Origin of the sequence: Klebsiella sp. 141240, assembly GCF_050600805.1 — a bacterium.
Classification (GTDB): domain Bacteria; phylum Pseudomonadota; class Gammaproteobacteria; order Enterobacterales; family Enterobacteriaceae; genus Klebsiella; species Klebsiella aerogenes.
Genome location: NZ_JAQIRK010000030.1, coordinates 1 through 20851 on the forward strand (window position 1 = coordinate 1; position 20851 = coordinate 20851).

Annotated in this window: 21 protein-coding genes; 8 read left to right on the forward strand and 13 right to left on the reverse strand. The window is 51.0% G+C overall.

From position 1 onward, the window contains the following. Positions 1-67 precede the first annotated feature (67 nt). Entirely contained in the window at positions 68-700 is a 633-nt protein-coding gene (locus PGQ95_RS25260; RefSeq protein WP_225519953.1) for a hypothetical protein, read from the forward strand. A gap of 166 nt (positions 701-866) precedes the next feature. Here the strand turns inward: PGQ95_RS25260 and PGQ95_RS25265 are convergent, their stop codons facing one another. From PGQ95_RS25265 to PGQ95_RS25325, 13 genes are all read right to left on the reverse strand, one after another. Then, the gene (locus PGQ95_RS25265) at positions 867-2366 is read right to left on the reverse strand and encodes a helix-hairpin-helix domain-containing protein (protein ID WP_001284313.1); all 1500 of its coding nucleotides are present in this window, start codon (positions 2364-2366) and stop codon (positions 867-869) included. 25 nt (positions 2367-2391) lie between these two features. Then, positions 2392-4029, reverse strand: coding sequence for a PP2C family serine/threonine-protein phosphatase (locus PGQ95_RS25270; RefSeq protein WP_000081622.1), 1638 nt, complete (start codon positions 4027-4029; stop codon positions 2392-2394). After that, a complete protein-coding gene (locus PGQ95_RS25275; protein ID WP_001253653.1) occupies positions 4029-5069 on the reverse strand; it encodes a TerY-C metal binding domain-containing protein in 1041 nt (346 codons plus the stop codon). Before PGQ95_RS25275 ends, PGQ95_RS25270 begins: the two co-directional genes overlap by 1 nt. Before the next feature lie 85 nt (positions 5070-5154). Further along, complete coding sequence (locus tag PGQ95_RS25280; protein WP_001253658.1) at positions 5155-5793, reverse strand: vWA domain-containing protein; 639 nt, start codon at positions 5791-5793, stop codon at positions 5155-5157. Next, entirely contained in the window at positions 5793-6434 is a 642-nt protein-coding gene (locus tag PGQ95_RS25285) for a TerD family protein (protein ID WP_000116681.1), read from the reverse strand. Before PGQ95_RS25285 ends, PGQ95_RS25280 begins: the two co-directional genes overlap by 1 nt. Positions 6435-6456: 22 nt before the next feature. Further along, on the reverse strand, positions 6457-7095 hold the full coding sequence (locus PGQ95_RS25290) for a vWA domain-containing protein (protein WP_024179285.1): 639 nt from the start codon (positions 7093-7095) through the stop codon (positions 6457-6459). A 462-nt stretch (positions 7096-7557) separates the two neighbouring features. Next, entirely contained in the window at positions 7558-8025 is a 468-nt protein-coding gene (terW, locus tag PGQ95_RS25295) for a tellurium resistance protein TerW (protein WP_001176767.1), read from the reverse strand. A 17-nt stretch (positions 8026-8042) separates the two neighbouring features. Next, the gene (locus tag PGQ95_RS25300) at positions 8043-9251 is read right to left on the reverse strand and encodes a DUF4236 domain-containing protein (protein ID WP_000506887.1); all 1209 of its coding nucleotides are present in this window, start codon (positions 9249-9251) and stop codon (positions 8043-8045) included. Positions 9252-9261: 10 nt separating this feature from the next. Further along, positions 9262-10218, reverse strand: coding sequence for an HpcH/HpaI aldolase/citrate lyase family protein (locus tag PGQ95_RS25305; protein ID WP_000797366.1), 957 nt, complete (start codon positions 10216-10218; stop codon positions 9262-9264). Further along, positions 10218-11297, reverse strand: coding sequence for a cysteine protease StiP family protein (locus PGQ95_RS25310; RefSeq protein WP_001182411.1), 1080 nt, complete (start codon positions 11295-11297; stop codon positions 10218-10220). Before PGQ95_RS25310 ends, PGQ95_RS25305 begins: the two co-directional genes overlap by 1 nt. Position 11298: 1 nt before the next feature. After that, a complete protein-coding gene (locus PGQ95_RS25315; protein WP_001040059.1) occupies positions 11299-12072 on the reverse strand; it encodes a hypothetical protein in 774 nt (257 codons plus the stop codon). Next, positions 12065-13207, reverse strand: a complete 1143-nt coding sequence (locus PGQ95_RS25320; protein WP_001285478.1) for a phosphoribosyltransferase domain-containing protein — start codon at positions 13205-13207, stop codon at positions 12065-12067. Before PGQ95_RS25320 ends, PGQ95_RS25315 begins: the two co-directional genes overlap by 8 nt. Before the next feature lie 9 nt (positions 13208-13216). Then, positions 13217-14275, reverse strand: coding sequence for an ATP-grasp domain-containing protein (locus tag PGQ95_RS25325; protein WP_001035162.1), 1059 nt, complete (start codon positions 14273-14275; stop codon positions 13217-13219). Between the two features lie 323 nt (positions 14276-14598). Here PGQ95_RS25325 and PGQ95_RS25330 point away from each other — a divergent pair, with 323 nt between their 5' ends. The 7 genes from PGQ95_RS25330 to PGQ95_RS25360 all read left to right on the forward strand — a co-directional run bounded on the left by PGQ95_RS25330 (position 14599) and on the right by PGQ95_RS25360 (position 20818). After that, entirely contained in the window at positions 14599-15180 is a 582-nt protein-coding gene (locus tag PGQ95_RS25330; protein WP_000254136.1) for a TerD family protein, read from the forward strand. Beyond that, entirely contained in the window at positions 15180-16337 is a 1158-nt protein-coding gene (locus PGQ95_RS25335; protein ID WP_001054787.1) for a TerD family protein, read from the forward strand. Before PGQ95_RS25330 ends, PGQ95_RS25335 begins: the two co-directional genes overlap by 1 nt. A 22-nt stretch (positions 16338-16359) precedes the next feature. Further along, entirely contained in the window at positions 16360-16815 is a 456-nt protein-coding gene (locus tag PGQ95_RS25340) for a tellurite resistance TerB family protein (protein WP_000007448.1), read from the forward strand. Between the two features lie 22 nt (positions 16816-16837). Then, a complete protein-coding gene (gene terC, locus PGQ95_RS25345) occupies positions 16838-17878 on the forward strand; it encodes a tellurium resistance membrane protein TerC (protein ID WP_000255079.1) in 1041 nt (346 codons plus the stop codon). A 48-nt stretch (positions 17879-17926) separates the two neighbouring features. Further along, positions 17927-18505: a tellurium resistance membrane protein TerD gene (terD, locus tag PGQ95_RS25350; RefSeq protein ID WP_000116677.1), complete on the forward strand. Its 579-nt coding sequence runs from the start codon at positions 17927-17929 to the stop codon at positions 18503-18505. Between the two features lie 67 nt (positions 18506-18572). After that, complete coding sequence (locus PGQ95_RS25355) at positions 18573-19148, forward strand: TerD family protein (protein ID WP_000301242.1); 576 nt, start codon at positions 18573-18575, stop codon at positions 19146-19148. 428 nt (positions 19149-19576) lie between these two features. Further along, a complete protein-coding gene (locus PGQ95_RS25360; protein WP_001053338.1) occupies positions 19577-20818 on the forward strand; it encodes a vWA domain-containing protein in 1242 nt (413 codons plus the stop codon). Positions 20819-20851: the final 33 nt, after the last annotated feature.

The following is a 20851-nucleotide window of genomic DNA, read 5'->3' on the forward strand; positions in this document are numbered from 1 at the left end:
GGGTTATAGCTGAAGCTAATCCTGAGTAAAACGGTGGATCAATATTGGGCCGTTGGTGGAGATATAAGTGGATCACTTTTCATCCGTCGTTGACACTGATATTGAATATGAAATCAGTCAGGTGCAGCTCGGGCGACGTAAAACAACATACAGTGAGTGCATTGAAAGCCTGATCATTGATGAGACCAGTTCCCGGGAATGGCTATATCATCCATTAATGCATGAACTTGAATCTGAACCTCTTCAGGAGTATCGGGGACGGGAGCCTTCAGAGGAAGGGCCTCTTCTTCAGCGCCTTGCTGACTGTAAGATGAAATTGCCTGATATCCTTCCGGGCAGTCATAACGCGCTAGTCAGGTTACAGCAGGATACGATTGTATGTCTGTGTCGGTTAACGGTTCGGGCTTATGACATCGCTCAGACCGATGAATTTCCTTTGTTCCTTCGCTATTTCAGGTTGCACTGCCTGGAAAACAGCGAACATGTCAGTTACGAAAGACTGATCTGCTGGCAGGAAATGATTTCAAAAACCCAGGAAGGCCAGTCCTTGACACAAAACGAACTTGAATATCTTCATGAGATTGTCCGCATCGCCTTTTACAATCACCGGCTTAACAATGTCAGTATTTCAGATGTTAAAAACCATGACACTGGAAAGAAGAGCGGCAGGGTAGAGTCACAAAACTATTCACTTTTATAAATAACTTGGGCTTTGCGCATTAAACCCTTGCCGCAGGCGGTGTACCGCATATCCGGCACAGACAGTCAGTTTTTTCTGGCAGCTTAAATTTGACACTGCTTAATATAGTGATTCATTAAACAGGTTCAGTATGCTGCCAGAACGTTTTAGTCGTAATGGGCGTCCGTTAGTTTTCAACTAACTGAACGACGACCAGCCTGCCGCCTTCCTCCTTTGACAGAACAAACTGAGCGTTATTCGTCAGTTCAATTTTTTCCCCAATGGCAATCTGTCGTTTATCCGGTAATGACATAAGCCCATTTATGCCTTCATTTACTAACCACCACTGATCGTTATGGAAAACAAAATACCCAACTCGTTTCCTTTGTGCATCGGTTGTGCGCTCATTTGGCGCAATGAGGCGATTCACATGCCACGCATAGATTGACTGCCCGCTCCACACCATCAACCGGTGGTCGTCAGGACGATAACTGCCTTCCTTTCGGGATGAATATAAATTTAGAACCGGTAATTTACCCTTGTATGGCGTACCGCAGTAGGGACAAACCGGCTTTGTCTTACCTGAGAAAACGTACCATTTCTGTTCACACGCCTTGTTCTGGCAGGGCTGTATCAGATCGACTGTTTTAACCAGGGCACTTTCCCACTCATCGGCGGTCGGGCGTTTATTGGCATCGTGTAAGCCATCAATAAAGGCGCGTTCAAACAAAGGCGTCAAATAAGGGCCCATGATGGTGTAAGGAATTTTCTCCGGGTCAGCCCAGGGCAGTGAAAAGGAGGATAGCTGACTGACTTTGACTGCATTGCTTTTGTCTGTCGGATGTTCAATGAAGAGTGCCTTCTCACCCATAGATAAGGTCTCATCACGTACTTCATCCGACATGTCATGTATTTTTCCGCCACGTAGCGGATGACGGAAGAACAGATACATGTAGATAAGCACCGACAGCGCATGACGGTCAGTAGAAATGCTTGGCAATACGCGGTTCGGATCCTCTTTGGAAAGATGGCTGGTTTTCACCACTTCCGGAGCGATAAAATCCGGGGTGCCCACGACGTCGGGAGGATACTTTCCAGGGACAACCAGGCCGTCTACGTCAATGATGCAGGCATGTCCCATTTCTGGATCGATAAGCACGTTTTTATAGCTTAGATCGCTGTGACAGAGACCTGCCGCATGCATCCTTCTGACGGCTCTTGTTAGCAGCAGACAGACCTTGAGATAGGTAAGCGTATTGCCTCGTTCACGTGGGTCGAGAAATTTATTCTGGTTGCTGGCGCTGGCAAACCATTTGCCTTCCTTTTCACGGCCTTTTATGCCAAGAAAATCATCGTTTTTAGAGCCGTATTTAAAGAAAAAGTAGCTTTTGTAGGTTGGAACCACGATGCCGATTTTATCCCCATGCTCAACAACGTGGGTCGGCCAGCAAAACAGGTCCTTCCAGTATTCACCTCCGGACTGGCCAAAAATGTTTTGCCTGTAGCGTCCGGTGATCATATCAATCCGATCCCGGGCCTGCTCGTTCTGCGGTTTATGATAAAAAGCGACGACGTATGATTTATCAGGCGAGAAGTAAACATCCTTCATCGAGCCCGAACCAATTACCTCGTCAACATACTGGACTGTTTCGCCGTCCTTTGTTTTGCACGTAACAATATTTGCCATATTGATCACCGAAGAAGCGTATCCCTTACCACAACACCGCAATAGTGCGGTCATCGTGGTTCCCTGTGGAGAAAAAGTTAAGCCAGTCGCCTAACCTCTCAGGCGCAATACTGGCGTCTGTAAGGACAGGGATGAGCTCATCAAGGAGACGGGTCCATTTTTCGTCACTGCGAAGCCCGTTATCTGTCTCAAACAGAGGGTCTGATACGCCATCTGTCATGAGGATCAAGTGAGATACATCATTCCATTTACCCACGCTGATGCGGCCGCTAAACGAGGGGTCTGCGATAATGCTCTGGTCAAGAAAGCGGGTTTGTCCTGCGTATTCTCCGCTATCGGGATTTCCCAGTATCCTGACTTTACCGGAAGGGCTGTATGCACCTATCGCACCATCACCAAGCCAGAATGCAGCCGCAAACAGCTCGTTATCAGTTCGTAGCGCTACAGTTGCCAGTAGGGTTGTTGAATAGGATTTCACAGGTTGTTCTGCACAAATGGCTTCGTTCTGGATACTGTTGACCGCGAGCGTAGCTGCCTGTTTAAAATGATGAAGCATGGCGTTTATGGTTGCCTGCTGATCGCTCCCTTCCCACGCCGTGATGTGCTGCTTTAGATGGACGCCTTTCAAACCACTGAGCTGATTGAAAAGGTAATCGCCAGCCGTTTGGACTGCAATCCGGGAGCCTTCCCGGGAATTTACCGCACTACCGGCCCCGTCTGCGACCAGCATGACAGACCATCCTGTTTCCTGGCAGTGGTTGATATAGAAGTCGTCATCTCTGAAGCTCCCGGCATGCTCATGAGATCGTCCCCGGCGACTGGCGGCAGCAATACGTATGTCACCCCTGACCAGGCCAGCAGCGTCCAGATGGGACTTAGGGTAGGAAGCGTCTGCTGGTGGCTCTACCACCTTCCACAGGCTTCTCGGATCGGGATTGACTATAAAAAGCTGTTTTGTTTCGCATTCGTCGTGCGAAGCGCATGACCAGAGTACTGAAAGCTCTATATCGCCGCTTTCGGTGGGTGTACCTGTCAGCAACTTATGCTCTTTGTCAAAGGTCAGGCCAATGTTCCTGGGAAAGACAACGTCCCTGACAGTAGCCTGCTGGCCCTCATCCAGAACTATAGCAACCGGCGAAGAGAAACGTTCGCCTGCGCGGGCGTTGGGAATAACTATTTTAGCTCTCGGGGGAACGGCAGGTGGCACAGCTAATCCGGCCCGCTGCTGGCCTGTCGGTATCTGCCCGGGTTTTAATACCAGGGAAGACAGGTTTTCGTCTTCCCTCTGTGCTGGTTTATCAAATTCGTAATAAGGCATCAGCTTCCAGAACGGAGGATGAGGTTCATTTTCTGGCAGGGGTTGCAGTAATGGTGTATCGGTAGCGTCAATGCCCGGGTTATCAGCATCACTTACGACCGTTTGTTGCTGATCGGAAAGGCTGGATGCTGACGAGGGGGCGATCTCTGCGTCGTTATAACCTTCGCTAACCCGCGCAGATAAACCCTGTGCAAGGCTCTCAATCCGCTCTTTAAGCCGCATAATCTCTTCAGTAAGGGAAGGGTCGTGCGATAGAAGAAAAAGCCGCTCACCTTCTACAGGGTGGCCCAGCTCAGACAGCACTAAGCGGATAATCTTCTCTTCAAGTAAAACATTTTGCGACATCAACCTCTCCCTCTGTTTACGTCGAAGTTAGTGTTTCCGCCATCATTGCTGAATGACAGACCTGTTTCACACCACGGGCAGATCACGTCATCCGGGCCGTCAATGCACAGCAATTTTCCGCATGAGCACAGGGCAAACGCACTGGCATTACCGCAGTGAGGGCAACCCGGTACGCCATGCAGTTCGCTGGTGTTTACCTGCAAACCGGTAGCGGTGGCATCTGACCATGCAAAATAGTCTTCATCGATGGGATAGCATCCGGCAATATTAAAGCTGTTCAGGTTCAGGCTGAAATCGAGCCCGGAAATCCTTGCTGGTGGCCGTTCATACTTCATCAGATACGGACGACGGGTCTTGCTGCAACGGCCGGTAAGCGTAACGCAGTTTTCGTCGTACGCTTTTACTGGCTCGTCCTTGGCCAGCCGGACTATGTATTCAGTCTGGCTGAGCTCAGGTTGTTTGTCGTCTCCGACGCTGCGGCTGTGCGCCGTAACCGAGGCTGTGATCCATTTGATGAAGCGGGTAAAGTCCCCTTCCTGAGACTCGGTGAACAGCATGACATTCTCTGTCAGTTGCCGCAGGGTATTCAGGTCCGCTGACGGCCCCAGGCCAACGGCAATGAGATTCACTTTACTCGCGTAGTGATCCTTCCAGCGCTTCACTTCTGCGGTTGTGTCGTCAGTCGGACGTCCGTCGGTAAGGAGATACACGACGGGTTTCCAGTCGCCTTTAGCCTCATGAGTGGTTTTTCTGACCTGGGTATCAATTTGTACGGTCAGCTCACGCAATGCGGCCCCAAGGCTCGTACCGCCGCCAACGGGAAGGCGGGGAGGGTAGAACGAGGCAATTTCGTGAAGAGGTACAATCGTACGGGCTACACCGGCAAATGCGATTACCGAAACCCAGGCTGTTTCAAGTGCGTGTGGATCCTTTCTTAAATCTCCGATGATCATTTGCAGACCATCAGTCATTTTTTTCAGGTTTTCACCAATCATGGACTCTGAACAGTCCAGGACAAAAAACACGGGAAGGCGTCTCATAATTTTCCTCGTACGGCTGGTACGGCCAGCAGAAAACGTTGCTGTACAGAAAGGTGCTGCCCGGAAAGCAGCACCTTTCTGTCTGTCAGAGCACCAGCTGGATTTCTGGTGGAGGAGGGGGAAGGGTATCAGTTCCGTTATTGATCCCCGCGCTTGTGCTGCCGGAAGACACGCTGGCCGATACCCATTTAAAGAAACCTGCAAACGCGGTTGAATCTAGCGTCTCCAGAGACACAACCTTATCGGTGAGCTGTTTTAAGTGCTCATGGCCTGCTTTAGGACCAACGGCGCAGGCAATGATGGATCCGAATCCCCGGCCGCGAATCGCTTTTACCGCTTCACCGTACGCCAGGGCATCAGAAGGGGTTCCATCAGTCATCAGGAATACCAGAGGACGCCAGTCTCCTTTTGTATCACCATCTGAGCGACGTACATCCCGTTCAACACACTGCATCAGACATTCAAGGGCAGCACCGGTGAACGTCCCGCCTGCGCTTGGCACAACGATGTCAGAAAACTGGAAGTCTTCCAGCGGCGTGAGAGGAATGAACTCACGCGCCTCATTGTCATAGGTGATAATGGAGATATGAACGCTTTCGAGGGCGTAGGGATCCTGGCGAAGAGCGCTAAGCATCGCCTGAATTCCAACGTTAACGGAATGGATGGACTCACCGCGCATCGAGCCGGATGTGTCGATAACAAGGTAAACAGGCAGGCGGCGCATCACATGTAATTCCTCAGGTGCGAGACAAACGAATCTGATTCTGAAGGCTCACCAATTGCCCTGAGTTTCCAGCCTGTAGCCTCGCGTATCAGCTCGGCAAAAACCATGGAGCGCTGGCTGGCGAAGGCGGGTCCGCCAGAAAGATCGAATCGTGCCATTTCAATATTACGGGCATCTACTGCCCGGATGAAGGCATTCTGAACTTTACCAAAGTGCTGCTGGAGCTTTTCACCATTGTAGATCTGAACGATGAACACAATTTTCTCGTACTGAGCGTCAAGGGAATTCAGGCGCACAATAATTTGCTCATCGTCACCATCACCGGCTCCGGTTCGGTTATCGCCCGTCAGCCAGATATTTCCTGACTTATGGCGAAGGCTGTTGAAAAAGATGATATCGCCATTCACAAGCGTTGGTTTACCATTTTCCACATTGCCGAGATCGGTCACCTTTCCGGCTGAATTACACAGGAAAGCGATCACATCAAGGTCGTATTCTTCTTCTTTTTTACCAAAGATCCCGCCGAGGAAACCTTTCTTTTCCTCATTAATATCCCAACCCAGGCCGATAGTAACGGACGAGAGATCGTATTCATTTTTTTTCAGGCTTACGCCCTGGCCTTTGCTCAGACTGACAGACATGACATCCCCTTAATTAATAAAATTATAAGACCACGTTTACTTCTGGCGGCGGCGGTGGCAGGTCTTCAAGACCGATCACTTCTTTTTTGCTGGACTCCACTTTCTGACTGCCTACCGAAATGCTCGCACTGACCCATTTAAAGAAAGCTTTAATCGTCGAACTGTCAGCTGTATCGAGCTGAACCACGATTTCAGTGATTTCTTTGAGGACGCTGGTATCGGCATCATGCCCGGCTGCACATGCCACAACAACGCCGGTTCTGGCCGCTTTAAAGTCATTCAGGCCTTTACGCCAGTCATCATTCGGACTTCCATCCGTCATCAGGAATACAAGGGGACGCCAGTCACCTTTAGTGTCAGCCGTCGTTTTCTGTACTTCTTTGGCAATGGAGCTGGCCGTGAGGGAAAGCGCTTCGCCAAGAGAGGTGGTGCCGCTGGCTGTTAGTGCTGGCATCTGGAAACTCAGGAGGTCTGTCAGGGGGACTGCCTGTCGGGCTGAAGAATCAAAGGTGATCACTGACACGTAAGCCGTTTCGAGTGCATACGGATCCTGTTTCAGCGTGGTAAGCAGCGTCTGAACGCCATTCTTAACCGCTTCGATAGGCTCTCCGTGCATAGAGCCGGACGTGTCGAGTAGCAGATATACGGGTAAGCGTCTCAAATGTAATTCCTTCTTAAGAGATCGGAAGAGGAGAGTAGTTTCAGGAAGAGGCCAGAGTTTGTAGATTTGATAAAACGGCACGACATCTGTCGGGTGGAGATTAAATACTCAGAAGCGGCATTAAAGAAATAAGTTAACCACCATTGAATTACCGACATGTGAATGGCCTCTTATCAGAGAAAAAAATTCAGACCGTACTGGAATATAAATTTCTGAAAAAAACTCCGGCAAAAATAAACTTTCTTATGTATGAAAATCATCATACATCACAGATCTGCATGAATGGAGTGTAAATCGCCCAAAGATTGATGTGTAGCACAAGAGGATGTCAAGACACCAGGTTTTGTAGGCAGAAAGGCGCTGCTGACATTGCGGGAGGAGAATAGATCAAAACTCCGTCACGCAGATACAGAGGTGAAATATGACAAAACCGGGGTTTTCACCCCGGTCTGAGATTTAGCGTCAGGACTTTTTAGCGCTGTATTCTTTTATCAGTTCATCAACGGAGTGCAGAGCCAGCTTCTCTACCGCTTCACTTCGGGTCGAGCCACTCAGCGCAGCCAGACGGTCAATTTTTCTTAAAATCCGCATGCGTAGCGATAATGACACGGCTGTTTTTTTATCCTTATCGAGTACGACCTTCCCTGTGGACTCACCGGTTTTCAGTTCAGCATTCTGTGCGAGCGCTTCATTCATCCGGCGAAGGGTCTTTTTATCCAGCTGGCCCGGATTAACGAGATGGTAGGAATGACCTGCCTTGCTGTATTTGATCTCCGCAGAATATGACTCGCGTAGCTCTTTGAGTGCCCGGGTTAATGTCGGCTCTGAGCATTCCAGACTGGTTATAATGTCGGCAGCGGAAACGGGCTTGCCGGTGCCCAGTAAGTTGGCAAGCTTAAAAATCCGGGCCTGTCTGGTATTTAATTGCATCGTAAGATTTAGCCTGCTTAAAGGGTTAGTGGTTCAATAGGCTGAAAAATGAAGGTACTGCTCATCTTTCGAATAACCGGGTGATCGCCTAACGCTTCAACCGGATCAATGTGTTCTAAGCCTGCAAAATTTACTGACGACATCTGGCTGCGACTGCATTTGCAGGACAGGATATACTCATCCTCCAGATAGCCGGTCCGCTTACTGACCCGTTGCGTAAAGCCTGACACAATCACGTTGTCGAACGGTAGCGTATGTAAAACGATACCGACCAGGCGGAACAAGCAGCCATGGACGTGGCGGGCATAGTTTTCGCGTACGGCTTTTTGCGTCATGGCTTTTTCCGTCAGCTCCGTGCCCCGGGCATTAACGCCGTAAATCTTATCAGGGAAATCTTCAATCTCAGCTAAATCAACATCCAGCAGGACTGCTGATAGCTCCGGCTTTACTTCAAATGCAACAAGCGTTTCACGCGGCCATTCAGTTTCTGCCAGCACACCCGCCAGGTATGATTCGAAAAACGCGGCGTCTGTCCGGAACTGCTGCCGGGCATCTGCCTGAGCCGTGGCGAGCCGTTTTTCATGTTCTTCAGCCTCAAACTTCCAGTTTGCATACTGTTCGGCCCAGGCCGTCCGTTGTTGCTGGTACCGGTGCTGTCGAAGGGTATTCTCACGCTCCACATCAATCAGCTCCTGCTGCCACCGGCGAAGATTTTCGGCGTGGCGCTCAGCTTTAGCTGATTCCGATTCAAACCATTTACCCAGAAAACTAATGCCTTCGCTCTCGGCAGGCTTTTCCGGCAATGCAAGATAGTCTGGCTTTTCTGGACGCACCGGTGCCGGAACCTGAAAAGGCGACGTTCTGTTATGCAGGTATACTGCTTCCAGCTCTGCCCAGCTGATGCCTGTTTTAGGATCCGGCGTCAGCTCGTGAATATTACGGATTGCGGTCACCGCTGACATGAGATCAGCGGCTTCCTCCTCAAGCGCCTGTCTGAGCCCCGGGTCGGTAGCCGTCCGGTTCCCACCTCCGGAACGCGCGGCCCGATCAAGCCGGGTACGGTAACTCAGCCCGGTACCGGGCAAGCCCAGATTGGCATAGGTCCCCCGGCTTCCAAAAGAAACAGAAGCACCTCTCGGCCCGACACTCAGGCTCGGTGCACCGTTACTCAGGTTGAGGCGAACACCAGGAATAATGTTGATCGACTTTCTGAATCTGAACCCCATTATGATTTCCTTAATGATGCTGGGTCACGGTAAGTAATCTGATTCCATCAGCGCTTTGCTCGTTCTGTAACCCATAAAAACGAGCTCTGTCCAGAATGCCAGCCGCCCAGCGGCGATGTGTGGCGGGTTCACACATTGCTCCCTGCGACTTAAACACGGCCTGGGTAGAGTTCAGGATCCGCAGAGCGTCAGAATGCTCACCCTGAGTGACCATCAGCGCGTTTTGAATGACCTCTATCTGACCCGGGTGAATGGCCGTTTTCCCAACAAGCCCATGTGCCATATCAAGAGCCAGCTCTCTGGCCATTACGGCATGATCGTCAATATGCTCACATACGGGCGCGGTCAGGGCAAAATCACGCGGGCCGAAGACCGAAACGAGCATTTTGATGACGTAGCCCATCGGGCTGTCATACAGCGTCAGGTCCCGGGGACGGCGAAGCGACACAACGTTCATAAGATCGTTGCCGCCGATTCGAAGCGCAATAATGCGGTCGTGGCAGGGATGTTCCACCAGACGGGTGGCCAGCTCCCGCATCTGAACCACGTCAAAGACGTCTTCTGTTTCCAGCGTTGGCATCATGCACAGGTGAGTCCCGCCCATGATATCCCACCATTCAGCTAACGAACTGAGGGTAAATTTCGGCAACACAAACCCGTCGACAGCGGAAAGATCATAATGCGCTTTTAACCATCTGCCCATTTCGGCATGCCGGGGGCGAATGAACACCAGAGGCCAGTCATTTTTACCCAGGCTATGCATGCTGTTACTGAGCTCGTGCAGCAGGTGCTCCAGATTTTTGAGGGCGACGGGGATGTCTGCTTCACTGACAGCATCCTCCAGGCAAATCACCAGAGAGCGCAAACCCGGGATTTTCCCGTGCAGGACGGCATCAGCAATATCTTCCCGTGTTGCAGGCATGTATAGCGTGGCTCCCAGATTCCAGGGAGAAAGACGATTTTTCATCAAAGTACCTTCTTGATAATGGTTACAGCCCGATACTGGCCGAGGGTTCCCCCCATTTCTGTAACAACTATTCCCTTTTCACGAGCAAGCCCTACAAGCAAGGCAACGTCCGGGTCGTCAATAGAACGCACAAATACATGGTCCGGTACCCGACGTAATACAGCCCGGGTTGCTTCAGCAATACCGGGTTTTATACGATTGACGCTGTCCACTTTAAATTCATCGGCCAGGAACGCGATAACGTCGCGACTTGTCTGCCATAAGATCCGGGCTGACTCCGTATTCCAGCTCAGGGGAGCGAGGGATGACGGGGTTAACTTCTTACGGAAATGAGCGACGGTATCGACAAGCATCCGGCTGCATTCGAATTCACTGAGATGCTCGCAAACCATGCACCCGTGTAATCCTTCAGAGGACCACACTGACCGGGAGATCAGGCCTGACACCGGCGCACCCATGATGCCAAAAGGAATGAGCCAGTCATCATCACTGGCTGCAAGCCAGGAGCAGCCACAGGGATCGGCCAGGACAACCAGTCGCGGCTGCTCAGGATAGCCCGGGCGATCTTTCAGTGCGCGTACAAGCTCTCCGGTAATTGCGCCTTTACCTGTCCATCCGTCAACAAAGACAATACCGCTGGTACCATGCCGCTCTTCAATGACGTCGAGGGCTGCACCGTCAATTCCACGATCCCGGATAATGCTGATACCGTAATGCCATGAGGTTTTCCCCATGTCACGCAGGGCCTGGTGCAGCATAACGCCGAGCGGCACGCCAGCCCTGACAAGACTGGCCAGTACAATGGGCTCATCACCAAAGCGTTTGGCCAGAGCAATAGCGAGCTGTGTGACTTCTTTTGCAAGTCTCTCTGCGCCCCGATCCAGCGCCCGGTGAAACAAATCAAGATGCCATTGTGTTGGCGCTGGCTCCTGACTGAGCATGTCCGAATAATGTTTCTTCCCTGACTGAATCAGCTCTTCTTTTTGCTCAACCGGCGTCATCTCAATGACAACCGGCTTTAGCAGAAATTCCACGTCACCGGGCTGGTATGAGCCGGTAAATGTGTCATGTGGCTGCATTTTAATTTTCTCCAAAAATTCGCTGTGAAATGGCATCTGCAAACTGACTCTGACGCGGGATGCCAAACCAGCTGCACAGTTTCATAAAACGATGATCGCTCAGGCTGTCGCCCAGGCCAATTACGGGGAAGACTCCGCGTTCAGCCCGAAGTTTTTCAAGCAGCCATCTGACGGCCAGCCCTTTCTCAACCGGGGTGGGAAGCCAGGCCACGTTATTACTGTTGCGGTGGATGTAGAAGCCCTCGGTCGGAAACACCGTTTCTATCTCATCTGCAATGGCATTGAGCTCGTCAAGGCGGGTGCTGTCGCGGTGCTTCATCACCATATAAACCGCCGTTTCACCGTATTCGAAGTTCAGCCTTGCCCAGGCATTGATCCCTTTTGCGTCCATCATTTCAGTGATCAGACGCTGCATCGATGTCAGCTTTTCCTGGTAGGGAGCCAGCTGGCCAAGCATATGGGCCTTCCACTCCTCGTCGGGTTTGCCTTCAGGCGTGAGAATGACGGCCCCGTGCGTGGTGATTGCCCAGGAGTGGAAAGGGATCCGGACGCGGCTGATTTCTTCAGTTCCCCGGGCGGTAACAGGTATGAGTTCAGCCTGCTCCAGGAGCCAGTCCACCAACATGGACTGTTCTTCCGTCATAAAGCTTCGTGGATTCAGGGTGCGATCAACGGCACCGGTACGGAATGGCTCCAGGGCCAGCTCGTCCACCATTTTACGACGGGTCTGAAAGAGCGTGTCGTCAAGGTCGCTCAGAACAACGGGTTTATTCATAGGTAACAATCTCCACGACGGGCGCAACCTCAGCCAGGGCTTTAAGAAGCTGCGTGTCAATACTTTCTGCGGGTGTCTCAGTACACACAAGAATACGGTCAAACTGCTGGTGGGCGACGTTATAGACAAAATTGGGGATGCCCAGCCCGTAGTTATCCGTAAAGGAAATGGCGGACTCAATGGCATAACCAACGGCGATAGGGGAGCGGGTGGTCGAACCATAAAGTGCCTGTGCTCCGGCAGCTTCGAGCCGTTCAGCAAGCAGGAACGGCTCCCAGACGAATTCCCCGGTCCCGAGAACCAGAATACGTTCCCCCTTGCGGACGGAGACCTCATGGCCGAGATCGGCCGCAGGTGCGAGCATCCCCAGTCGACCCCAGGACTGTTTTCCCAGGATGTCCCATTCTCCGCGTGAAGTTACGTTGACTTTCGGCATGTCCGGGACAGGTGCATCAGGTAATGGGGTCCATCCCCACTGACCGCTTACAAGCGAAACCGAAGTGACGGGCAAGGATGTGCGCTCCGACAGGGCGTTGCTACTCCAGTCGGTAAGCGTAACGGCGATAACCTGTTCAATATGTTGAAGCTTGCCGGTATTACGCAGGGCAGAAAGCAGGTTAATAAAGGTATTACCGGTGGTTGCCTCGTCATCAATCAAAACCAGCGTTCGTGCGTTGGTAACACGACGTCTTTTCTCTTCATCATCTGGCAGATAGATCAGATGATCGGTGGCGTGGCTGTGTTCTTCCTTGAACTCGCAAAGTAACGTGCCATCAACCGGGTGACGGGTAGAGGTCAGATAGACAGATTCACGATGCTGGTGGCGCACTTCATCAAACACACCGGCCCCTAGCCCAACGGCGGTTTCAGCCATACCGATAAAAAGTACGGGCCCTGTCAGCGTTGCGGGGAACTGGCTGGCAAGCTGTCTGTAGGCCTGCCGCATGACTGAGGGTGGCACGGGAATGTGCCTGCCGAGTACTTTGCTGACAAACAGAAAGGCGCGTTTCGGGTTACGTCTTTCAGCGATATCAAACAGGTCATCGAGCGAAACATCACCCTGGTCGCGGGTTACCTGTATCGTACCGCATGAGAGGGTACGGCGATAAATCATATCTTCGAGGGTATCAGACATAAACACGCCTTAATTCAGATGGTTAGAGAGTGATTCCGGGTAAACGATGACATCTGTGATGGATCTCACTGCAACCGGAGAAAAGGTATTTCTGGCGCTCTGGATCACCGCATCTTCAGACATCAGACCGAGCTTAAAGGCAGCAAACAACCCGGGAAGGTTCACCCCGCTGTGAAGGGTATAACCCACCCCGCCTGACGGACGCATGTTGGTTTCAAGCAGCACCGGGTTGCCATTCACATCGTTTCGCGTCTGAACATTCACCAGCCCGTCGGCCTTCATAACCCGGGCGCAGTCACAAGCCAGTTCCCAGGCGCTTCCTTCGTTTACCAGATACTGGATAGCCCCTTCCTTACGGCGTCCCACGGCTGCGAGTATTTCGCCCTTATCCGCGAGGATATCGACGGAAAATTCCGGGCCTGGCAGGTACGGCATCAAAACAAGGGGTTTAAACGACTCAGAAGCCGATGCTGCTGCAATATACTGTTGCGGACTGACCAGACGATGTTCGGGATGATTAAAGACGGCCATGGGCGAAGCACTGTCATCAAAGCGCCAGAATCCCATGCCATAGATACCCGTCACCGGCTTCACGCATACCGGGCTGTCCGAGAACGGCGGGGCCGCGAGGTGCGTCTTTAATTCTGCCAGCGTATTCACCCGCCAGGACGGTACGACCGGGAGCCCGTTTTGCTCCATAAACTGAGCAAAAGTAACTTTTTCGTCAGCCAGAGTTAACCAGTCGACGCCTGTTGCACCGGTAGTAAGGGTGGCTCCGGTCGATTCAATGGCTGAACGGTGTTCTTCAAACCACTGGCTGTTACGGCCAGTATGAATATGGTGGATGCCGTAGGTCTGAATGGTTTCCTGAATAAACTGAAGACGTTTTTGAGGATCTTCAGGTTCAGTCAAAGAATAATCGGCAACGGAAAGAATTTCATGTCTTTCGTTACGGTGGGAGGCAAATACGGTAATAGCAAAATTATTTTTTTGTGCAAATGATTTTACCCCCTGAATAATATCTCGCTGGGAGGACAAACCTTCCATAAACCAAATTTTCTTGTTCATTTTTTTTAATTATCCGGAACGCCATGCAAATTTATGATTGAGAAGTGAGTCTATGAGTGTCTACGCTACATGTCAATCATAATATGATTAATAACTTCAGTGGTTATGGAGTGCGTCAGTGTTTTTTTTAGTGCCTTATAACGTATTGATATTTAAATTAAAAATAGAAAAATGAACACCATGAAAAGGATTTATTTTTGTGTTTTTGAAGAAAACTACCAAAATTTCCCTTGTCAGAGAACTTCATCATGATATGATTTTCTTCGTCAGTTACTAAATATACCTTTGATTGTCTCGGTCATTACCATTTTAAGGAATAAAACATGGTTTCATTAGTTAAGAACCAGACGGTATCACTCAGCAAAGAATCATCTGCATTAAGCCAGCTTCATTTCGGTCTCGGTTGGGATCCGGTTAAGAAAAAAGGTCTTCTTGGAGGATTGTTTGGAGGCAACGACTCAATCGATCTCGATGCTGGCTGCGTATTAATGGACAGCACCGGTAAAACAATTGACACCATCTGGTTCCGCAAACTGGAATCCACCTGCGGCGCTGTTGTGCACAGTGGCGATAACCTGACCGGTGAGGGTGACGGTGACGATGAGGTGATTAAGGTCAACCTCTCCCGACTGCCTGCAAACGTTGAATACCTGGCGTTTACGGTAAACAGCTTCCGTGGTCAGTCGTTCAATGACGTCGAAAACGCGTTCTGCCGCGTTGTCGATCAAACCGGCAAAGAGCTGGCTCGCTACAAGCTGACTGAGCAGGGCTCACATACCGGGATCGTTATTTCTTCGCTGCGCCGTAATAACGGCAACTGGGACTTTACCGCCCTTGGCCATGCCTGTCGCGGCCGCACAATTGACGATATGCACTCCGATATCGTTTCAGCGGTTATTCGCTAATGAACCTGACGCCGGGGGGCAATGCCCCCGTTCCAGCCCAGGAGTTGCGGGTCCGGATCACCTCGGGCGGCCAGGTGGATGCTTCGGCGTTTCGCCTGTATGCCGACGGGAAGGTGCAGGGTGATGCGGACATGGTGTTTTATGGTCAGCCACGTAACGATGATGGTACCGTCAGCCTGGTCAGTGAAGGCCAGTACTCAACCTTTACTGTCGCGCTCAACCGGCTGAAACCTGATGTCCAGAAAATTGCGTTCACCGTGACCTGTGACGGTGGGCAGACGGTGTCCGGTCTTCGTAATCTTTCCATCGACGTGGAGCAAGGGGCTACCGGCCTGGTTAGCGGCAGTGTCGAACTGAGCGGCCGTCAGGAAGCAGCCTTAATTCTGGGTGAATTTTACCGTCGTAATAATGACTGGAAATTCCGCTTCGTTGCGCAGGGGTTCAACGGTGGACTTAAACCGCTGGCAGAGCATTTCGGCGTAAATATTGCCGACGAACCGGCTCCCGCAGCCCCGACTCCTCCGGTTGTAACCCCTCCGCCAGTTGAGACAAAAATCAGCCTGAGCAAGGTATCGCTGACAAAAGAGAAGCCTGCAATCAGCCTGACCAAACGGGATAACTTCGGTGAAATCCGGATCAACCTGAACTGGCACCGGGGCAGCGGCAAATCAGGCTTTGCAGGCATGTTCGGCTCCAAAGGAATCGACCTGGATCTGGGGGCCTTTGTTGAGCTTCAGGACGGGTATAAATCGGTCATTCAGGCGCTCGGTAATGCATTCGGTAATTATCGCGATGAACCGTATGTTCAGCTCAAGGGCGATGACCGGACGGGTGATGTATCAGACGGCGAGTGGCTGCATATCAATGGACGTGAATGGAAGCATATCCGCGAAGTGCTGATTTACGCCTTTATTTATGAAGGTGTTCCCAGCTGGGACAAGACTGATGGTGTGGTCACCATTCATGTGCCGGATCAACCGCCCATTGAGACCCGCCTGACCGAAGGTGAAAACCGTCGCACATTGTGCGCCATTGCCAGACTCGTAAACGAAAACGGCGCAATTAAAGTCGAGCGAATTAACCAGTACTTCAAAGGCCAGGACGAAATGGACCGGGCATTTGGCTGGGGATTTCGCTGGAGCGCCGGTTCTAAATAACACAGCAACAAAGGAAACAGGTATGAGCTTTTTCGACAAGGTAAAAGGTGCCATTAACTCTGGCCGGGACGAACTGACCCGCCAGGTTGGTCGTTTCAAAAACAAAAAATTTATGCACGGCACCGTTGCTGTATGTGCCCGTATTGCCGTATCGAGTGACGGCGTGAGTTCGGAAGAAAAGCAGAAAATGATGGGCTTTCTTCGCTCTTCAGAAGAGCTGAAGGTCTTCGATACCAATGAGGTGATCGAGTTCTTCAATAAACTGGTTTCAAGCTTCGATTTCGATGTTGAAATCGGCAAGGGCGAAACCATGAAATACATCCTGGCGCTGAAAGATCAGCCTGAGGCCGCTCAGCTGGCCTTACGTGTTGGTATTGCCGTTGCGAAAAGTGACGGTAACTTCGATCAGGACGAGAAACTGGCCTCCCGCGAGATCGCTATCGCGTTGGGCTTCGACCCGGCTGAATTTGGCCTCTGATCCACATCCCTAAGGGTAAAATATGGTTTCCACACACATCGGCTTCCCGACTGAAACGGTCATTGTTTTCATTGCGCTTTCAGTCGGTGCCATCTTTATTGACCTGTTTATGCACCGTGATGACAAGCCCATTTCCCTGAAGAGTGCGGCGCTCTGGTCCGTATTCTGGGTTGTGGTTGCGATGGCATTTGCCGGTTTCCTCTACATCCACCACGGTGCTGAGGTTGCCAGCCTGTTTGTAACGGGTTATGCGCTGGAGAAAGTGCTGTCGGTCGACAACCTGTTTGTCATGATGGCCATCTTCTCCTGGTTCGCCGTTCCTGATCGTTACCGCCACCGTGTTCTCTACTGGGGGATCATTGGTGCCATCGTCTTCAGGGGCATCTTTGTCGCCATCGGTACGAGCCTGCTGAGTCTGGGGCCGTATGTTGAAGTTGTCTTCGCTATCATCGTCGCCTGGACGGCGGTCATGATGCTTAAAAGCGGTGATGACGATGATGAAATTGAGGATTATTCCCAGCATCTGGCTTACCGCATGGTTAAACGCTTCTTCCCTATCTGGCCGAAGCTCAGAGGTCATGCTTTCCTGCTTAACCAGAAGGAAGTGGATGCCGAACTGGCGAAACCAGAAAACAGCGATGTCACCATTGGCCGTGGTAAAAAGGCGGCGCTGTATGCGACCCCTCTGTTCCTGTGTGTGGCCGTGGTTGAACTCTCGGATGTTATGTTTGCGTTTGACTCGGTACCGGCAATCATTGCCGTCAGTCGTGAACCGCTTATCGTCTATAGTGCCATGATGTTTGCTATCCTGGGCCTGCGTACTCTGTACTTTGTCCTTGAAGCACTGAAACAGTACCTGGTTCATCTGGAGAAGGCCGTTATCGTGCTGCTGTTCTTCATCGCGGCAAAACTGGGCCTGAATGCGACCGATCACATTTGGCATCATGGTTACAGCATCGCGGCGACAACCAGCCTGTATGTTGTACTGGGTGTTTTGGCGCTGGGCATTCTCGCAAGCGTCATGTTCCCGGGCAAACCTGAATCTGAGGAAAAGGGGAGCTGATCCCCTGAAGTGTTAACCTGAACAATTACTAATCGAAGAGGTTATTTTATGAGTGTTTCTCTTTCCAAAGGCGGGAACGTCTCCCTGAGTAAAGCAGCTCCGTCAATGAAAAACGTCCTGGTGGGCCTTGGCTGGGATGCGCGTTCAACAGACGGTCAGGACTTTGACCTGGATGCTTCAGCATTCCTGCTGGCCGCAAATGGCAAAGTGCGCGGCGATTCAGATTTCATCTTCTATAACAACCTGACGTCATCTGACGGTTCCGTAACCCATACCGGTGATAACCGTACCGGTGAAGGTGATGGTGATGATGAATCGCTGAAAATTAAACTGGACGCCGTCCCGTCTGATGTTGACAAGATCATCTTCGTTGTCACTATCCATGATGCTCAGGCTCGTCGCCAGAGCTTTGGTCAGGTATCCGGTGCGTTTATTCGCCTGGTCAATGACGATAACCAGACTGAAGTCGCTCGCTACGATCTGACCGAAGATGCGTCCACTGAGACTGCCATGCTGTTCGGCGAGCTGTATCGCCACAATGGTGAGTGGAAATTCCGCGCAGTGGGCCAGGGTTATGCTGGTGGTCTGGCATCTGTATGTGCTCAGTACGGCATTAACGCGTCCTGATCGAAAAGTAACTTTTCACCCGGGGCTGTTAATGCAGCCCTCATTCAACTGTTTGCAGGAGCTAAAAATGGCAGTTTCTCTCGTAAAAGGCGGCAACGTATCTCTGACCAAAGAAGCACCAACCATGAATATCGCTATGGTTGGCCTCGGCTGGGATGCCCGTGTAACTGACGGTCAGGCTTTTGACCTGGACGCTTCCGTGTTCGCAGTAGGCGAAGACGGTAAAGTGCTGTCAGATGCGCATTTCATTTTCTTCAATAACAAAACCAGCCCTGATGGCGCGGTAGAGCACCAGGGCGACAACCGTACCGGTGAAGGCGACGGTGACGATGAGCAGGTCAAAATCGATCTGACCAAAGTCTCAGCAGATATCAAAAAACTGGTGTTTGCCGTTACCATCTATGATGCAGAAGCGCGTAAACAAAACTTCGGCATGGTGAGCAACAGCTTCATGCGCGTTTACAACAACGACAACGGCACGGAAATTGCCCGTTTCGATCTGTCTGAAGATGCCTCAACCGAAACCGCTATGGTCTTCGGTGAACTGTATCGTCATGGCGCTGAGTGGAAGTTTAAAGCTGTCGGTCAGGGCTTTGCCGGTGGCCTGGCGGCTCTTGCCTCCCAGCACGGCGTTAACATCTAAAACAACGCTGAATCATACCCCGGCAATGCCGGGGTTTTTTTTGGTTGCGATCCGCTTTCAGGAGGGAGTAGTAGAAAGGGGACTGGAAATTTCAGAAAGCAGGTCATGTTAATTCAGACCTGAGCCTTTTAAAGGCAGGAAACGGATTTATCTCTGGTTGCTGGTTAAAGCCGGTATTCCGTGCCTTTTATCAACAGAATGCCCCTCTGATATATGTTACTTTTGCGGTTTATGAAGGAACGGGATCTGGAACATAAGATACCCGGTCAATCAAAATTCCAGTTCAACAGGTATAGAAACTTCAGCGTGATGAAATATGGTGTCACACCATATATACGCCTCACCAGAAATCCAGCGTCCTGAACTAAGCCTGGGGAACATATATAAGCGCTGCGCTTTAAAAATAATCAAAAATCAGGAGAGTTAATGTGAATCTACAATCCGGACAAAACATACCGCTTCAGCAATCTGCGATCAGGCTGAATCTTCAGTACCCTGCCAAATCCGGCTTTAAAGGCGAACCCGATACCTGCCTCTTCCTGCTTAATGCTCAGGGAAAGGTAACCGGCGATTCTGACTTTATCTTTTATAATAATCTGTCTTCTCCTGAAGGGGCAGTAAAGCTCGTTACCGGTTCTCAGCAGTCCAGCATTGAGATAGCACTGGATCGTGTTCCGGCGAACGTCAGTAAGATTGCGATCACCGTTGTCATTGATGGTGAAGATACTATCAGTGGGCTCAGTTTATTGAGCATTCAGGCTCCTGGTATCGCTGATTTTCAGGCTGAGACTCAGGGCCGCAGTGAGAAAGCAATCATCCTGGGTGAAGTATATCGGCACAATGGCGCCTGGAAGCTTCGTGCGCTCGGGCAGGGTTTCAACGGTGGTCTTGAGCCTCTGGCCATTAGCTTTGGCGTTGATGTCGCACAGCCAGCTCCGCAGCCAGCAAAGCCTGCTCGTATCAGTCTGGAAAAGAAACTTGAAACCAGATCTCCGCGCCTCGTAAGCCTCGCTAAAAAAGCCTCGGTCAGTCTCACTAAAAATAAACTGGACACCCTTGAGGCAGCGGTTGCATTTGTACTTGACGCATCCGGCTCAATGAGTGGCCAGTTCAGTAAGGGCAACGTTCAGTCTGTGCTGGACCGCATCGCCGTTCTTGCCGCCCAGTTCGACGACGACGGTGAAATGGATGTCTGGGGATTTGGAGAGAAGCACAAGAAGTATCCAAACGTCACACTGGACAACCTGGACACATATATTCAGTCCATTCGCGGGTCTGGAAAGCGTTCAGCCTGGGAGAACCTGCCGGGACTTGGTGGGACAAACAATGAGCCCCCTGTGATGGAAGAAATTGTCGACTACTTTAAGGACTCGAAAATCCCGGTATATGTTGTATTTATTACCGATGGCGGGATCAGCAAGACCCGGGCGATTAAAGATGCAATCCGGCGTTCTGCCAACTACCCCATCTTCTGGAAGTTTGTCGGCCTGGGTGGTTCAAGCTACGGTATCCTCAAAAATCTGGATGACTTTACTGACCGCCGGGTTGATAACACCCACTTCTTTGCCATGGATGATTTCGGTTCGATCAGCGATGAAAAGTTATATGATAATTTACTGGAAGAATTCAGACCGTGGATCGATGAAACAAAAAGGTTAGGCATCCTGTAATACGCACAGTTTTCGCATGGTTAAAGGAGCTCT

What these genes read in the sequence shown, in the direction of transcription:
- PGQ95_RS25265 (WP_001284313.1), bottom strand. Translation starts at nt 2,366, where the DNA reads ATGGCAAATATTGTTACGTGCAAAACAAAGGACGGCGAAACAGTCCAG.
- PGQ95_RS25270 (WP_000081622.1), bottom strand. Translation starts at nt 4,029, where the DNA reads ATGTCGCAAAATGTTTTACTTGAAGAGAAGATTATCCGCTTAGTGCTG.
- PGQ95_RS25275 (WP_001253653.1), bottom strand. Translation starts at nt 5,069, where the DNA reads ATGAGACGCCTTCCCGTGTTTTTTGTCCTGGACTGTTCAGAGTCCATG.
- PGQ95_RS25280 (WP_001253658.1), bottom strand. Translation starts at nt 5,793, where the DNA reads ATGCGCCGCCTGCCTGTTTACCTTGTTATCGACACATCCGGCTCGATG.
- PGQ95_RS25285 (WP_000116681.1), bottom strand. Translation starts at nt 6,434, where the DNA reads ATGTCTGTCAGTCTGAGCAAAGGCCAGGGCGTAAGCCTGAAAAAAAAT.
- terW (WP_001176767.1), bottom strand. Translation starts at nt 8,025, where the DNA reads ATGCAATTAAATACCAGACAGGCCCGGATTTTTAAGCTTGCCAACTTA.
- PGQ95_RS25300 (WP_000506887.1), bottom strand. Translation starts at nt 9,251, where the DNA reads ATGGGGTTCAGATTCAGAAAGTCGATCAACATTATTCCTGGTGTTCGC.
- PGQ95_RS25305 (WP_000797366.1), bottom strand. Translation starts at nt 10,218, where the DNA reads ATGAAAAATCGTCTTTCTCCCTGGAATCTGGGAGCCACGCTATACATG.
- PGQ95_RS25310 (WP_001182411.1), bottom strand. Translation starts at nt 11,297, where the DNA reads ATGCAGCCACATGACACATTTACCGGCTCATACCAGCCCGGTGACGTG.
- PGQ95_RS25315 (WP_001040059.1), bottom strand. Translation starts at nt 12,072, where the DNA reads ATGAATAAACCCGTTGTTCTGAGCGACCTTGACGACACGCTCTTTCAG.
- PGQ95_RS25320 (WP_001285478.1), bottom strand. Translation starts at nt 13,207, where the DNA reads ATGTCTGATACCCTCGAAGATATGATTTATCGCCGTACCCTCTCATGC.
- PGQ95_RS25325 (WP_001035162.1), bottom strand. Translation starts at nt 14,275, where the DNA reads ATGAACAAGAAAATTTGGTTTATGGAAGGTTTGTCCTCCCAGCGAGAT.
- PGQ95_RS25330 (WP_000254136.1), top strand. Translation starts at nt 14,599, where the DNA reads ATGGTTTCATTAGTTAAGAACCAGACGGTATCACTCAGCAAAGAATCA.
- PGQ95_RS25335 (WP_001054787.1), top strand. Translation starts at nt 15,180, where the DNA reads ATGAACCTGACGCCGGGGGGCAATGCCCCCGTTCCAGCCCAGGAGTTG.
- PGQ95_RS25340 (WP_000007448.1), top strand. Translation starts at nt 16,360, where the DNA reads ATGAGCTTTTTCGACAAGGTAAAAGGTGCCATTAACTCTGGCCGGGAC.
- terC (WP_000255079.1), top strand. Translation starts at nt 16,838, where the DNA reads ATGGTTTCCACACACATCGGCTTCCCGACTGAAACGGTCATTGTTTTC.
- terD (WP_000116677.1), top strand. Translation starts at nt 17,927, where the DNA reads ATGAGTGTTTCTCTTTCCAAAGGCGGGAACGTCTCCCTGAGTAAAGCA.
- PGQ95_RS25355 (WP_000301242.1), top strand. Translation starts at nt 18,573, where the DNA reads ATGGCAGTTTCTCTCGTAAAAGGCGGCAACGTATCTCTGACCAAAGAA.